This is a genomic window from Eikenella corrodens (assembly GCF_003990355.1).
Taxonomy (GTDB): domain Bacteria; phylum Pseudomonadota; class Gammaproteobacteria; order Burkholderiales; family Neisseriaceae; genus Eikenella; species Eikenella corrodens_B.
The window spans coordinates 574,196-588,975 of record NZ_CP034670.1 but is presented as its reverse complement, the minus strand read 5'-3'; the positions used below and the strand labels follow the sequence as shown (position 1 = coordinate 588,975).

Here is a 14,780-nt window from a genome sequence, read left to right as displayed (position 1 = left end):
CTGCTCCGCTCTACGACTACTGGTGGGTCTGGGAGGACTTGAACCTCCGACCCCACGCTTATCAAGCGTGTGCTCTAACCAGCTGAGCTACAAACCCAACATTCTCTTCGCATCTGTATCCGATTACCGATAGGTGTGGATGCTCTACCCCTGCTTCTTTCTCTAGAAAGGAGGTGATCCAGCCGCAGGTTCCCCTACGGCTACCTTGTTACGACTTCACCCCAGTCATGAAGCATACCGTGGTAAGCGGGCTCCTTGCGGTTACCCTACCTACTTCTGGTATCCCCCACTCCCATGGTGTGACGGGCGGTGTGTACAAGACCCGGGAACGTATTCACCGCAGTATGCTGACCTGCGATTACTAGCGATTCCGACTTCATGCACTCGAGTTGCAGAGTGCAATCCGGACTACGATCGGTTTTCTGGGATTGGCTCCGCCTCGCGGCTTGGCTACCCTCTGTACCGACCATTGTATGACGTGTGAAGCCCTGGTCATAAGGGCCATGAGGACTTGACGTCATCCCCACCTTCCTCCGGTTTGTCACCGGCAGTCTCATTAGAGTGCCCAACTAAATGATGGCAACTAATGACAAGGGTTGCGCTCGTTGCGGGACTTAACCCAACATCTCACGACACGAGCTGACGACAGCCATGCAGCACCTGTGTTACGGCTCCCGAAGGCACCCTTCCGTCTCTGGAAGGTTCCGTACATGTCAAGACCAGGTAAGGTTCTTCGCGTTGCATCGAATTAATCCACATCATCCACCGCTTGTGCGGGTCCCCGTCAATTCCTTTGAGTTTTAATCTTGCGACCGTACTCCCCAGGCGGTCGATTTCACGCGTTAGCTACGCTACTAAGCAATCAAGTTGCCCAACAGCTAATCGACATCGTTTAGGGCGTGGACTACCAGGGTATCTAATCCTGTTTGCTACCCACGCTTTCGAGCATGAACGTCAGTATTATCCCAGGGGGCTGCCTTCGCCATCGGTATTCCTCCACATCTCTACGCATTTCACTGCTACACGTGGAATTCTACCCCCTCTGACATACTCTAGCTACCCAGTTCAGAACGCAGTTCCCAGGTTAAGCCCGGGGATTTCACATCCTGCTTAAGTAACCGTCTGCGCTCGCTTTACGCCCAGTAATTCCGATTAACGCTCGCACCCTACGTATTACCGCGGCTGCTGGCACGTAGTTAGCCGGTGCTTATTCTTTAGGTACCGTCAGCAAAAAGTGGTATTAGCACTTCCCTTTTCTTCCCTAACAAAAGTACTTTACAACCCGAAGGCCTTCTTCATACACGCGGCATGGCTGGATCAGGGTTGCCCCCATTGTCCAAAATTCCCCACTGCTGCCTCCCGTAGGAGTCTGGGCCGTGTCTCAGTCCCAGTGTGGCGGATCGTCCTCTCAGACCCGCTACTGATCGTCGCCTTGGTAGGCCTTTACCCCACCAACTAGCTAATCAGTTATCGGCCGCTCGAATAACGCGAGGTCTTGCGATCCCCCGCTTTCTCCCTCAGGACGTATGCGGTATTAGCCAATCTTTCGATTGGTTATCCCCCATTACTCGGTACGTTCCGATATCTTACTCACCCGTTCGCCACTCGCCGGACAGTAGTGCAAGCACTACCCCGCTGCCGTTCGACTTGCATGTGTAAAGCATGCCGCCAGCGTTCAATCTGAGCCAGGATCAAACTCTTATGTTCAATCTCTAACTTAATAACTTCTGGTCTGCTTCAAAGAAACCGACAGGACAATGTCAAACATCGTCTTGTCTTCTTCTCAACAGTGCAGGTGTAAAACACCCACACTTATCGGTAATCTGATTGTTAAAGAGCTGCCGAACCAAACTGACGCATAATCACAACTGCAAACAGTAAATAATCAAACCGCAAACAGCAAATTGTGCCGTAAGGAACAGCGAAGATGCGAACTATACGCCATCAAAATTACTTTGTCAAACATCTTTTGGTTCATTCCTTACCAACAGCAACCCAGTTGCCAGTCCGCAAAAGAAAAATAACCTTTTGACAAGATAACCACAGATGCAATAGAATGCCCAGTTCTCGTGCTTCAGGCATTATTAAGCACTAGATATAAAGTTAAATTCTTAAACATAACCCCAAATGGAGTTGAGTATGTACGCGGTCATAAAAACCGGCGGCAAACAATACAAAGTTGCTGTTGGCGAAAAATTGAAAGTAGAACAGATACCTGCCAAACTCGACAGCCAAATCGAACTGACTGAAGTTTTGATGATTGCTGACGGCGAGTCTGTAAAAGTAGGCGCACCTTTTATTGAAGGCGCAAAAGTAACAGCCAAGGTAGTGGTTCATGGTCGTGGCGAAAAAATCCGCATTTTCAAAATGCGTCGCCGCAAACACTATCAGAAACGCCAAGGCCATCGCCAGAATTTCACCCAAATTGAAATCGTGGCCATCGCCTAAAGTTTTTAACCTAATTCAGGAGTATCAAACATGGCAAGTAAAAAAGCAGGCGGCAGCACCCGCAACGGCCGCGATTCAGAAGCCAAACGCCTGGGCGTGAAAGCCTACGGCAACGAGCTGATTCCTGCCGGTTCCATCATCGTTCGCCAGCGTGGCACCAAGTTTCATGCAGGCAACAACGTAGGCATGGGTAAAGACCATACCCTGTTCGCCAAAGTGGACGGCTACGTAGAATTTACCGTAAAAGGCGTGCACAATCGTAAAACCGTTAACGTGCGCCCCTACACTGGCGTCGACGAATAATCAACGGCTAGCGCCAAATCTCAGGATGCTACTTCAGGTAGCATCCTTTTATTTTGCCCATATCAAACTACCCTAGCCAACCCCCTATATTCGGCACACAAGCATTATCCCATCAAAAATCTGCTTAACTGCCAACTGCTATAATTCTGCCATCTTTATTTTCAGGTAGCCTCACTATGTCCGCCACCCCCATCCTAGCCATCACCTCCGGCGAACCTGCCGGTATCGGTCCCGATATCTGCCTTACTTTAGCCCGGCAAACTTTGCCCTGCCGCTGCGTTGTCTTAGCCGACAAACAACTTCTCGCCGAACGTGCCCGGCAACTCGGCTACAATACCCCCCTTGCCGATTATCATCCCAACCATCCGCCCGCCCAGGGCACACTGGAAGTTTTGCACATTCCCCTCTCCACCCCCTGCCACACCGGCCAACTCAACCCCGCCAATGCCCGCTACGTACTCTCCCTGCTCGACCGCGCCTATAACGGCATCTGCCTAGGCGAATTTGCCGGCATGGTAACCGCCCCGTTGCACAAAGGCATCATCAACGATGCCGGCATCCCTTTCAGCGGCCACACCGAATACCTCGCTGCCATTAGCCACACCGAACAAGTCGTCATGATGCTGGCCGGCAACGGCCTGCGCGTTGCCCTCGCCACCACTCACCTCCCCCTCAAAGACATCCCCGCCGCCATCACCCGCCCACTGTTGCACTCCGTGTTGCACATTTTGCACACCGACCTGCAAACCAAATTTGGCATCGCCAAACCCACCATCCTCGTGGCCGGACTCAATCCCCATGCCGGCGAACAAGGTCATCTCGGCTGGGAAGAGATTCAAATCATTAAACCCGAATTACAATCCCTGCGCGAGCAAGGCCTCGACGTACGCGGCCCCTATCCCGCCGACACCCTATTCCAGCCTTTCCTGCTCAAAGATGCCGACGCCGTGCTCGCCATGTATCACGACCAAGGCCTGCCCGTACTCAAATACGCCTCCTTTGGCCAAGGCGTGAACATTACCCTCGGCCTGCCCTTCATCCGTACCTCAGTCGATCACGGCACCGCCCTCGACCTAGCCGGCACCGGCCGCGCCGACCACGGCAGCCTGCTCACCGCTATCCAAACCGCCCTCGATATGGCCGAACACTGGCAACACCACCGCGCGCCATCATAGCCGCACACTATCAGATACAAAGGCTACCTGAAATCCGACCCTCGTGCAGCAGCCTTAAAATTTTCAGGTAGCCTTCACTCCAGTCTATCTCAATGATGCAAAATTACTTTTTTAAACCTAAAGGCTACCTGAAAAAATCTACAACACTTCCAATCGGCACCCAGCCACACCCCCAGCAAAATCATTGAGCCCAGTGTGCTTTTTCCCTATAATCGACACCCTTGTATGTAAACCCAACCACTGCCGGCCATGGCCACACCCTTCATCGAAATGCAAAACGTCGCCTTTGCCTATGGCGAACGCCCCATCCTGAACAACGTTAGTTTTCAGGTAGCCCAAGGCACGTTTGCCGCCGTGATGGGTGGTTCCGGCAGTGGTAAAACTACCCTGCTGCGCCTGATTACCAGCCAAATTGCGCCCACTTCCGGCCGAGTGTTGATTAACGGCCGCGATCTTGCCGCATTCAACGCCAAAGAACTGCACCAGCATCGGCGCAATATGGGTGTGCTGTTCCAATTCGGTGCACTGTTTACCGATTTGTCCGTATATGAAAATGTAGCTTTCCCGCTGCGCGAACAAACCGATTTGCCCGAAGAAATCATCCGCGATTTGGTGCGCCTGAAGCTCAGTGCCGTCGGCCTGCACGGCACAGAAAACCTGATGCCGGACGAGCTATCCGGCGGCATGTCCCGCCGTGTCGCCCTAGCGCGCACCATTGCTCTCGACCCCGCGCTGATGCTGTATGACGAGCCATTTACCGGCCTCGACCCGATTTCACTGGGCGTGATTGCTGACTTAATCAGCAAAATCAACCGCGCCCTGCGCTCCACCAGCATGATGGTTACGCACGACGTGCCGCACTCGCTGCAGATTGCCGATCAAGTGATTTTCCTTGCCCACGGCGAAATCCTGTTTTCAGGTAGCCCGGAAGAAATGCGCAGTCTCGATTCGCCGTGGATTACCCAATTCATCAACGGCCTGCCCAACGGCCCGGTCGCCTTCCGCTATCCGGCCGAACGCGATATACGGCAAACCCTACTGCAACACAATCATTAAGGAGCGAACATGATCTGGAATAAATGGAATGCGGAAGAAAAAACCAAAATCCAACGGCAGCTACTGCAATTTACCTGCGAAAAAACTGCCGCCTTCCTAGCCGAACACCCCAGCGAAACTTTTTATGCTTTCGCCTACGACTGCAATACCGAATACGGACAAGTCAGCCTGTGCCTGAACAGCGAAGAATTCTTCCAAGAAGGCCTAAGCCGCAGCCAGGCCAAATTTCCCGAATACTACAGTTCGGAAGAAGACATACGCGAATACCGCTACAATACCGGCAACTGGCAGTATCAATGTTTCGACACCTTTACCTTTATAGAAGAAGATGAAATCGATCATATCCACGGACAAATAGACGGCGGCAACATTGACAAATGGTTTGCCCTGATTGGTGAATTCCGCGCCATGTGCCGCGAAACGGTGCGCGAATTTGCTGGCAGCGACGTATTCGCGCAAATTCCGAAAACCGCCGGTTTCCTGACTTATGCCGTTGATCACGAAGAAAGCATAGAAGAAGCCTTGCAACACGCCGTTTCCGTATAATCAGGCTACCTGAAACCGCACCACGGCAAAACCAATATGAATTTTTTCCGAACTCTAGGCGCGAAAACGCTGGCTTTCCTGCAGGAACTGGGCAAAACCACCCTATTCCTGTTTGCCGTGCTGGCACGCTCCGGCACGCTGCTGCCGCGCCTGCGGCTGGGCATCCGCCAAATGTATTTCACCGGCGTGCTCTCCATCATCATCATTGCCGTATCCGGGCTGTTTGTGGGCATGGTATTGGGTTTGCAGGGCTACACGCAGCTGGCCAAATTCAAATCGGCCGATATTTTGGGCTATATGGTGGCCGCATCGCTGTTGCGCGAACTGGGGCCGGTGCTGGCCGGCATTCTGTTTGCCAGCAGCGCCGGCGGTGCGATGACCAGCGAAATCGGCCTAATGAAGACCACCGAGCAGCTGGAGGCGATGAAGGTGATGGCGGTCGATCCCGTTGCCCGCGTGGTGGTGCCGCGTTTTTGGGCAGGCGTGATTTCCATGCCGCTTCTGGCTTCTATCTGCAATGTGGCCGGTATTTACGGCGCCTATCTTATCGGCGTGCGCTATTTGGGCTTAGATGGCGGCATTTTCTGGTCGCAGATGCAGGCGAATATCGATGTAGGCTACGATGTGGTGAACGGGTTGATTAAGTCGGTGGTGTTCGGCGTGGCCATTTCGCTGATTGCCGTGTATCAGGGCTTCCACTGCCGCAGTACGCCGGAAGGCATCCTACGGGCCAGTACCCGCACCGTGGTGAGCAGCGCGCTCACCGTTTTGGCCTTGGATTTTGTTTTAACCGCCATCATGTTTATCGGATAACCGGATTATGAAAAGAAGCACTTTAGAACTTTGGGTCGGCATTTTTGTGGCCTTGGGCATTGCCGCCGTGGTATTTTTATCGCTGCGCGTGGCTGGTGGACAAACGGTTTCCCGCCATTCGTCCTACACCGTTTCCGCCAGCTTTACCGACATCGGCGGCTTGAAGGTAAAAGCCCCGGTGAAGGCTTCTGGCGTGGTGGTGGGCAGGGTATCCTCCATCCAGCTCGACCCAAAAACCTACCGTGCCAAAGTCAGCCTGGATATCGACAGCCAATACCGCTTCAGCACCGACGTTTCCGCCGAAATCCTCACTTCCGGCCTGTTGGGCGAGCAATACATCGGCCTGCAGCAGGGCGCAGAGGAAACCGAACTGAAAAACGGCGACACCATCGAAATCACCAGCTCCGCCCTCGTGCTGGAGCAGCTGATCGGCAAATTCATGACCAACACCGTAGAAAAAAACGGCACCACGCAATAAACACACCGCAACATTTTTATTTTTCAACCGGAAAGGAAACACCAATGAAAAAATCCGCATTCACCGCCGCCCTGAGCATCGGCATCATGAGCATCGGCCTGGCCTTCGCCACGCCGCAGCAGGCAGTGGCACAGCTCAAGCAGAACAGCGCCCAAGTGCTGAACATCTTGAAAAACGCCAAAAACAACAACGATGTGCAAGTTCGCCGTCAGGCCGAAAACTACGCCATCCCCTATTTCGACTTCACCCGCATGACCGAGCTGGCCGTGGGCGCCAACTGGCGCAATGCCACCCCGGCGCAGAAAGCCGCGCTCACCGAGCAGTTTAAAACCCTGCTCATCCGCACCTATGCCGGCACCATGCTGCAATACCGCAACGCCAACGTGGTTATCCGCGAGAATGCCGTGCAGCGCGGCAACAGCGTTATCGTTACCGCCGACATCACCCCCGCCGGCGGCAAACCGGTAACCATGGATTACACCATGTACCAAAGCGGCGGCAAATACCGCGTGTATAACGTAGCCGTAGAAGGCGCCAGCCTGGTAACCGTATACCGCAGCCAATTCAACAACACCATCGCGCAAAAAGGCATCGACGGCCTGATTCAAGAGCTGCGCAGCAAAAACGGCAACTGAACCCATGCACAGCGAATGCCGCGATGAAACCGTGTACCTCAGTGGGGAAGTAACCGTTTCCACGGTAACCGCCCCGCTGTTTCGCGCCTATTGCCAACAATTGGGCTACCTGAAAAACAGCCCCGCCCCCGCAATCGATTTCTCCGGCGTAAGCCAAGCCGATTCCGTCTGCATTTCCCTCATGGCCGCCGCCAAACGCAGCCGCCCCGAAGCCGCCTGGGCGTTTCGCAGCCTGCCCGCCGGCGTGGCCGCTTTGGCCGAACTGTATGAAGTAGGCGGCTGGATAACATCATGAAAAAACTGCTCACCCTCACCCTGCTCACCATCGGCCTTTCCGGCAATGCCCTGGCCGAAGGCGTCGCCTACGACCCCTATGAAGGCTACAACCGCTTCATGTTCGGCGTGAACGACCGCATCGACCGCTATTTCCTCGCCCCCGCCGCACGCGGCTACCGCACCGTTACCCCCAAACCCGTGCGCAGCGGCATCGGCAACTTCTTCAACAACCTGCGCAACATCGTGAGCGTGGGCAGCAACCTGTTGCGGCTCAACATTTCCAAAGCCAGCACCGACCTTGTGCGCGTGGGCATCAACACCACCTTCGGCTTCGGCGGCCTTATCGGCATCGCCGGCGCCGCCCAAATGCCCAACAACAAAAACACCCTCGGCGACACCTTCGCCAGCTGGGGCTGGAAAAACAGCAACTACTTCGTCTACCCCCTGCTCGGCCCCAGCACCGTGCGCGATGCCTTAGGCAACACCATCGTCAGCGTTTACTCCCCCGAAAAACTCGCCCTCGGCAACGGCGCCGGCTATTGGGCCGTCACCGGCGTGAAAGCCCTCGACACCCGCGCCAACCTGCTCGAACTCACCGACGGCGTCAACCAAGTCGCGCTCGACCGCTACGCCTTCATCCGCGATGCCTACATGTCCGCCCGCGCCAAACAAACCGGCACCACCCTGCCCGGCAGCGAAGACGACTACGTGCCCAGCTTTGAAGAAGGCGGCGGCAACACCGGCAGCGAATCCGCAACCTCAGCCGCCACCGGGCAACCTGCCGCCGAACCGGCCACCGCCGAACCGCCGTCTGCCGAACCTGAGGCAAACAGCACCGCCCCCGCTGAAGCTCCTGCCCCGGCCAACACCGAACCAGCCGCCCCGGCAGACCAAGAAAACAACAGCCGCCCCGCCCCCAATACCATCCACGAAGAAATCCTCAGCCGCTAAAATTGCCGCCCTTCCGATTTTCAGGTAGCCTTTCCGCAAGCAGCAAAGGCTACCTGAAAAACAAAGGCTACCTGAAACCCTTCCCCACCGCCTCATCAAAGGAGCGCATCATGTACGAAATCAACCGCAGCGTATTCCGGCTGGTGCCGCTACAGCCGTTTTGGAACTGGCTCACCGCCCTGCCCGGTGCCGAACTCGGCGACCTCACCCTCGAAGACCTGCAAAACAACGCCAACGCCTACCTCACCAACCCTTGCGATGACGGCGAAGAAGTGTGGGCGGAAATCAAACCCCAAATCGACACCATTTTCGCCGCCGAACTGGCCGACTGGTGCGAAGACGAAAGCCAATGGCCCGATTTGCACCCCGACATCTTTGCCGAATGGTTCGACATCCAATTCTCCCCCATCCTCTGCGATTTGTCCGCCCGCGAAGTAGAACGCGAACCCTTCCAACCCCTGTAAAACCAACGGCCGGCAGCCCGCACGCCGGCCATTTCCATCCCCGCCATGCCACACCACACCCACCTCACCGTACGCGGCTACCACCTCGACGTATACCGCCACGTCAACAACGCCCGCTATCTCGAATTCCTCGAAGAAGCCCGCTGGGACTATTTCGACCACAACGGGCTGGCCGAATTCTTCCGCAACAGCCGCTACGGCATGGCCATCGTCCACATCGACATCCACTACCGCCGCGCCGCCCTCCTCGGCGACCGGCTCGACATCGAAACCGCCTTTGCCCAAACCGATGCGCGCCAAGCCGTAATCAGCCAAACCATCCGCAAAACCGGCAGCCCGCGCATCCTCGCCGAAGCCCGCGTCAGCTTCATGCTCATCGACCAAACCACCGGCCGCGCCATCCGCTTCCCTGCCGAGCTGCAGCAAGCCATTGCCGCCCATATCCCTTCCAACCCCGCAGAACCCGCCCCATGAAAAAATACCTCGGCGCCCTCCTCCTGCTGGCCGTGCTCGCCGCCGCCGGCTACATCCTGTTCGCCCCCAAACGCCAAAGCGCCCCCGCCTTCGCCCTGCCGAACCTGCAAGGCCAAACCGTGAACCACATCACCCTGCAAGGCAAAGTTACCCTCATCAACTTCTGGTTTCCCTCCTGCCCCGCCTGCGCAACCGAAATGCCCAAACTCATCCGGATGCACCAAGACTACCAAGGCAAAAACTTCCAAATCATCGCCGTTTCCATCCCCGTGCCGAGCGACCCCCTGCCCGTGGTGCAAACCTACGCCCAAACCCACCGCCTGCCCTTCACCGTGCTCCACGACGCACAAGGCTATACCCAGCAGGCCTACCAAGTCATCGCCGCCCCCACCTCCTTTCTGGTGGACAAAAACGGCCGCATCGTCAAAACCTATGTGGGCGAGCCCGACTTCGCCGAAGTGTACCGCCTGGCCGACCAACTGCTCGCTGAATAGACAGCACAATATTTTCAGGTAGCCTTCCTCCGAGGAAAGGCTACCTGAAAACGTCTTCATTATTTCAATACCGCCTTAGCCATACATTTTTTATGCTATAGTTACATTGCTTTACATTTCAGCGTAAAATCCAATACGCAACAAACTTCCCATTTATATAACAAATGGTTGTCTGCAACCACGCAATTAGGACTTGTATTATGAAATTTTCATCTTTATCCGCATTATTGCTTACGGCCTTTGCCCTGTCTGCCTGCGGTAGCGGGGGTGGAGGCGGAGGTGGTGGAGGCCCAACCATCCGCCTAATCGAGCCACCGCTAGGCCCAGGTGTTGTCCCCCGCTCCATCAGCTACATCCAACTTAATGGCTCCAACTATGCTAGACTAACCACCGGAGCCGTAAGATTTGCCAGAAATGGCAATATCAACTCTTTTGATATCATGGATCCGGTAACACACGCATGGCGGTCTATTGACATCATCCCCGCTGGAATGTCTTCTGGAGGATTTATTACGTTGAGAGATAACAACGGCATCTTCCGTTATGTTGATGGCGGCCAATTCCTCACCCATACCCGATTTGGCTATGTCCGAGATACAGACGGTAGTGGCTACTTGATGGCGCAAGGTGAAAAAGCTGTAAATATGCCGCATACCGGTTCAATCACCTACAATGGCAGAGTCGTCCACACCGAAAACTCCAGCCGCATGGAAGAAGGAACAGTCAGACTATTCGCACACTTCGATAGAAACGTCATTGGCGGACACGTAACCGTTCCCTCCCGAGGAGAATTCTACTTGGGAACTGCCTCCATCCAAGGTAATGAGTTCCACTCAGGGCTATATGACGGTGTCGGTTTTGCAGGGGCATTTTACGGCCCTAATGCCGAAGAGGTCGGCGGCACTTATTACAAGCGCAATCTCCATAACACCGCAGACGAATTTAACGGTGCATTTGGCGCCAAACGCTAACTTCCAGTACTACCACACAAAAGCTACCTGAAACCCAATCCGGCAGCATTTTTGCAACGCCGATATCTTCAGGTAGCCTTTATTTTCAGATAGCCTCCATCCACCCAAGGCTACCTAGGGAAACAACCCCAACAACACAACTAATCATCCATCCACACAATGAAACCTCAAAAACGCCCCCTCGACGGCGTCCTCCTGCTCGACAAAGCCACCGGCCTCTCTAGCAACAGCGCCCTCCAACAAGCCCGCCGCCTCTACCGTGCCGAAAAAGCCGGCCACACCGGCGTGCTCGATCCGCTGGCCACCGGCCTGCTTCCCGTCTGCTTCGGCCAAGCCACCAAATTCGCCCAATATCTGCTCGATGCCGACAAAGCCTACATCGCCACCCTCCGCCTCGGCCAAACCACCGATACCGGCGATGCCGAAGGCAGCATCACCGCCACCAGCCACGACGAAATCAGCCAAACCGATTTTCAGGTAGCCTGCCAGCAGCACCTCGGCGCACAGCAGCAGCTGCCCCCCATGTATTCCGCCCTCAAGCACCAAGGCAAACCCCTCTACCAATACGCCCGCCAAGGCATCGATATCCAACGCCAGCCCCGCAGCATCCATATCCACGACATCCAAATCCTCCGCTTCCAATACCCCGAAGCCCAAATCAGCGTGCAATGCAGCAAAGGCACCTACATCCGCACCCTCGCCGAAGATATTGCCAAAAGCGCCCACACCCTGGCCCACCTCACCGCCCTGCGCCGTACCGCCACCGCCGGCTTCCAAATCGAACACAGCCACAGCATCGAAAGCCTTGCCACGCTTACCGAAGAGCAGCGCGACGCCTTGCTGCTGCCCTGCGATGCCCTGGTGCAACACCTGCCGCAACACACGGCCAGCGAACAAACCATCCGCGCCCTGCGCTTCGGCCAAACCCCTGCCGCCCCGCCGGAACTGCCGGAAAACACCCCCCTGCGCATCTACACCGCCAACGGCGAATTCATCGGCCTCGTCACCAGCCAGCAAGGCTACCTGAAAGCCCTGCGCCTGATGAGCACGCAAGCCGACTGAATTAGGCCGACCCCATATTTATGCTAGAATTGCGCCCTTTTTTATCCAACGCTCTCTAAGCCACGCCGACCAACCATCGCTGCACGCAATACCCGGTCGGCAGGTCGAGAACCTTCTTAACGCAAGGAATAAGAATGAAAGCACAAACCCTACTGGCCATCGCCATCACCACCCTTGGCTTGGCCGCCTGCGGCAGCAGTGGCGGCGGCAGCCCGATCGACAACGACCGCAACAGCCCCAACCCCAACAGTCCGATCAATCCCGACGACCCCAATCCGGGCGGCGGCAATCCTCCCCCGCCTCCCGCCAATCAACGTACCGGCAAGGCCATCACCCTGTCGTCTAACGGCTATCAGCGCATCAGCGAGCAGGCTCTGTCCTTTACCCAGCAAAGCTTTGGCGTTCTGAAGGTAGATGGCCAAGAACTGTTCATTATCCCTCCTGGCGTGTCTGCCCTCGGCCTGCTCGATCTACAAGCAGGAAACACCGCGCATGTAGGCCAAATTATGACGCAATCCAGCTATGGCTATGTCCGCGAAGGAACCAATGCCCAAGGCTATATGTTTTCACAAGGCATCGTGACCTCAGCCAACGACATGCCCACCAGCGGCACATTTACCTATTCCGGTTATGCCGTTCACGCCCCAGTGTCCAACCAAACCAATGCCCAGATTGCAACCGGCGCGGCCAACTTCAATGTTGATTTCGGCAACCGCACCATCAGCGGCACGCTTACTCCCAACAACACAGAAGTTGTATTGGATAACGGCATCATTTCCGGTAACAGCTTTAGCGGCACGGCCAACTCTGGCGCGAAATTCAGCGGCCATTTCTATGGCGGCCATGCCGATGAAATGGGCGGTACCTACCAAAAATCAGGTGAGTACACCGGCGCTTTCGGCACACAGAAAATCGTGCCTTAATCAATCTGGCTGAACTGCTTTTGCTGTGGAATTCAGCCAAGCAGCAATACAACAGGCTACCTGAAATTTTTCAGGTAGCCTGTTTTTATTACGCTTGCATCCGGCAGGCGGCTATAGTGAATTAAATTTAAACCAGTACAGCGTTGCCTCACCTTGCCGTAACGTGTGTACTGTCTGCGGCTCGCCGCCTTGTCCTGATTTTTGTTAATCCACTATATCTCATTCATCCGCTTCCGTTTCAAACAACAGCTTCAGCGTTTGCAAATCCTGCCCGCCGGCCTGCAAGGCCTTGCCTGCCGCGACGTGTTTGATCACCGCCAGCAACACGAAAGCCTCATCATTCGCCGCGCTGTTGATCACAATGCCCACTTCCTCGCCATCGGCTTCCACCTTGCTGCCCACGGCTACCGGCTGGGCGCTTCGGCACACCGCCATACCGCGCCGCACTTGGCCGCGATATTGGGCGCGGGCGATGATTTCCTGCCCCGGATAGCAGCCTTTTTTGAAATGCACGCCGCCGAGCAGGTGCTGATTCAGCATTTGCGCCACACAACTTTCCACAGTGGGCTGCGAAATCCACGGCCGCCCCTGCAAAATTTCGGCGGCCTGCCAAGCTTCGGCAGCGGCAGGATGGTCGTCATCGGGCAGCGGCGCCGGGCTGAGCACCATGCGGTTGCCGCCGGCCAAAGCCAGCGTAATCAGCCCGTTATCGCCTTCTTCGGCAGCAAATTTGAGCGCGGCGGCATCCGCGCCCGTATCCGCGCCGCTTTGGCCGTACACCTGCCAGGCGCTGTCGGTGTGGAACACCGTTTTGCTGCGCAGCACAAACATCCGCAGACGCTTTATCGTGGCTTCCAGCAAATCCGCCGCCATCACCAGCAGGAAACGGTCGGCACAGCGCAACACCAGCATATTGGCCAGCACCCGCCCGCGCGGCGAGTTGTAGGTGGCGAAACAAGCCTCGCCCGGCTGCAAATCCAAAATGTGGTTGGAAAGCTGGCTGTGCAGAAATTCGGCGGCATCCGCGCCACTCACTTCCGCCACGCCGAAAAAGGGTAGTTTGCAAAGTGTGTGCATGGTTTTCTCCTGTGTTTTAGCAAACGAAATTTAAACCGATTCTGCATTGGCCCGACTGTACTATCTGGCCAGCCTTATCTCGATTTAAATCTAATAATTCACGGCACCTGATTGAGTCAGTAATTCTTCTCGCCAAAAAAGGTATAAGTTGCATCGTGGAACAGCTCGCTTTGTGCGCTGTCGGAATATTCCAGCCGCGCCAATTCATCATCAAAGCCCGCACGCACTGCCTCCAACACATCTTGCGCCATATCCGGCGGCAGGCTGCGCAGCAGGCTTTTCAACGCGCTGCCTAACACCAGGTTTTGCACGCGCAAAGCCTCGCAACTCTCTTCCAAATAGCTGATTCTCTGATTGATTTCTTCCATAACTTTCTTCCTTTCCGCCCTAAGTCACGCTGCCGGGCAACGGGGCGGATTATAAGCCCAAGCCCGGCGCTTGGACAGCCGCCACCCACAGAGGCATGTTTTATGAAATATAGTGAATTAAATTTAAACCAGTACAGCGTTGGCTCGCCTTGCCGTACTATTTGTACTGTCTGCGGCTCGCCGCCTTGTCCTGATTTAAATTTAATCCACTATAATATCGTCTGTTACGTTTTCAGGTAGCCTCACGGCGAGCAATCAAAGGCTAC

The 14,780-nt window shown here is 55.4% G+C and carries 18 protein-coding genes, 1 tRNA gene, 1 rRNA gene and 1 pseudogene; 16 read left to right on the top strand and 5 right to left on the bottom strand.

The window, feature by feature from the left end:
- Positions 1-20: 20 nt before the first annotated feature.
- Together ELB75_RS03050 and ELB75_RS03045 are read right to left on the bottom strand one after the other, a co-directional pair.
- A tRNA-Ile gene (locus ELB75_RS03050) sits at positions 21-97 on the bottom strand.
- A 69-nt stretch (positions 98-166) separates the two neighbouring features.
- A 16S ribosomal RNA gene (locus ELB75_RS03045) occupies positions 167-1,707 on the bottom strand.
- Between the two features lie 432 nt (positions 1,708-2,139).
- On the opposite strand from ELB75_RS03045, the gene rplU reads away from it, so the two are divergent.
- The 16 genes from rplU (at position 2,140) to ELB75_RS02965 (ending at position 13,069) form a co-directional block, all read left to right on the top strand.
- Complete coding sequence (gene rplU, locus ELB75_RS03040; protein ID WP_126984186.1) at positions 2,140-2,448, top strand: 50S ribosomal protein L21; 309 nt, start codon at positions 2,140-2,142, stop codon at positions 2,446-2,448.
- A 30-nt stretch (positions 2,449-2,478) separates the two neighbouring features.
- A complete protein-coding gene (gene rpmA, locus ELB75_RS03035) occupies positions 2,479-2,751 on the top strand; it encodes a 50S ribosomal protein L27 (RefSeq protein WP_126982667.1) in 273 nt (90 codons plus the stop codon).
- A gap of 176 nt (positions 2,752-2,927) precedes the next feature.
- Entirely contained in the window at positions 2,928-3,926 is a 999-nt protein-coding gene (gene pdxA, locus ELB75_RS03030; protein ID WP_126982666.1) for a 4-hydroxythreonine-4-phosphate dehydrogenase PdxA, read from the top strand.
- A 249-nt stretch (positions 3,927-4,175) separates the two neighbouring features.
- Entirely contained in the window at positions 4,176-4,982 is an 807-nt protein-coding gene (locus ELB75_RS03025) for an ABC transporter ATP-binding protein (RefSeq protein ID WP_126982665.1), read from the top strand.
- 9 nt (positions 4,983-4,991) lie between these two features.
- Positions 4,992-5,528 (top strand): DUF4303 domain-containing protein, encoded by a 537-nt coding sequence (locus ELB75_RS03020; RefSeq protein ID WP_126982664.1) that lies wholly within the window; start codon positions 4,992-4,994, stop codon positions 5,526-5,528.
- Positions 5,529-5,564: 36 nt separating this feature from the next.
- Positions 5,565-6,341 (top strand): lipid asymmetry maintenance ABC transporter permease subunit MlaE, encoded by a 777-nt coding sequence (gene mlaE / locus ELB75_RS03015; protein ID WP_126982663.1) that lies wholly within the window; start codon positions 5,565-5,567, stop codon positions 6,339-6,341.
- Between the two features lie 7 nt (positions 6,342-6,348).
- Positions 6,349-6,819: an outer membrane lipid asymmetry maintenance protein MlaD gene (mlaD, locus tag ELB75_RS03010; RefSeq protein ID WP_126982662.1), complete on the top strand. Its 471-nt coding sequence runs from the start codon at positions 6,349-6,351 to the stop codon at positions 6,817-6,819.
- 44 nt (positions 6,820-6,863) lie between these two features.
- A complete protein-coding gene (locus tag ELB75_RS03005; protein WP_126982661.1) occupies positions 6,864-7,454 on the top strand; it encodes an MlaC/ttg2D family ABC transporter substrate-binding protein in 591 nt (196 codons plus the stop codon).
- 4 nt (positions 7,455-7,458) lie between these two features.
- Entirely contained in the window at positions 7,459-7,749 is a 291-nt protein-coding gene (locus ELB75_RS03000) for an STAS domain-containing protein (RefSeq protein ID WP_126982660.1), read from the top strand.
- On the top strand, positions 7,746-8,681 hold the full coding sequence (locus ELB75_RS02995) for an MlaA family lipoprotein (RefSeq protein WP_126982659.1): 936 nt from the start codon (positions 7,746-7,748) through the stop codon (positions 8,679-8,681). The genes ELB75_RS03000 and ELB75_RS02995 overlap by 4 nt, the downstream gene beginning before the upstream one ends.
- A gap of 110 nt (positions 8,682-8,791) precedes the next feature.
- Positions 8,792-9,145: a VacJ gene (locus ELB75_RS02990; protein ID WP_126984185.1), complete on the top strand. Its 354-nt coding sequence runs from the start codon at positions 8,792-8,794 to the stop codon at positions 9,143-9,145.
- A gap of 45 nt (positions 9,146-9,190) precedes the next feature.
- A complete protein-coding gene (locus ELB75_RS02985; protein WP_126982658.1) occupies positions 9,191-9,619 on the top strand; it encodes an acyl-CoA thioesterase in 429 nt (142 codons plus the stop codon).
- On the top strand, positions 9,616-10,113 hold the full coding sequence (locus tag ELB75_RS02980; RefSeq protein ID WP_126982657.1) for a peroxiredoxin family protein: 498 nt from the start codon (positions 9,616-9,618) through the stop codon (positions 10,111-10,113). Before ELB75_RS02985 ends, ELB75_RS02980 begins: the two co-directional genes overlap by 4 nt.
- A gap of 200 nt (positions 10,114-10,313) precedes the next feature.
- Positions 10,314-11,084, top strand: coding sequence for a transferrin-binding protein-like solute binding protein (locus ELB75_RS02975; protein WP_164726773.1), 771 nt, complete (start codon positions 10,314-10,316; stop codon positions 11,082-11,084).
- Between the two features lie 159 nt (positions 11,085-11,243).
- On the top strand, positions 11,244-12,146 hold the full coding sequence (gene truB / locus ELB75_RS02970; RefSeq protein WP_126982655.1) for a tRNA pseudouridine(55) synthase TruB: 903 nt from the start codon (positions 11,244-11,246) through the stop codon (positions 12,144-12,146).
- Between the two features lie 134 nt (positions 12,147-12,280).
- Positions 12,281-13,069: a Slam-dependent surface lipoprotein gene (locus ELB75_RS02965; RefSeq protein WP_126982654.1), complete on the top strand. Its 789-nt coding sequence runs from the start codon at positions 12,281-12,283 to the stop codon at positions 13,067-13,069.
- A 219-nt stretch (positions 13,070-13,288) separates the two neighbouring features.
- Here ELB75_RS02965 and ygfZ read toward each other — a convergent pair whose 3' ends face one another.
- The 3 genes and pseudogenes from ygfZ to ELB75_RS12605 form a co-directional block, all read right to left on the bottom strand.
- A complete protein-coding gene (ygfZ, locus tag ELB75_RS02960) occupies positions 13,289-14,146 on the bottom strand; it encodes a CAF17-like 4Fe-4S cluster assembly/insertion protein YgfZ (protein ID WP_126982653.1) in 858 nt (285 codons plus the stop codon).
- Between the two features lie 116 nt (positions 14,147-14,262).
- The gene (locus ELB75_RS02955) at positions 14,263-14,514 is read right to left on the bottom strand and encodes an NGO1151 family protein (RefSeq protein WP_035580518.1); all 252 of its coding nucleotides are present in this window, start codon (positions 14,512-14,514) and stop codon (positions 14,263-14,265) included.
- 92 nt (positions 14,515-14,606) lie between these two features.
- Positions 14,607-14,746, bottom strand: a pseudogene (locus tag ELB75_RS12605) (IS5/IS1182 family transposase); the annotation flags it as partial.
- Between the last annotated feature and the right edge of the window lie 34 nt (positions 14,747-14,780).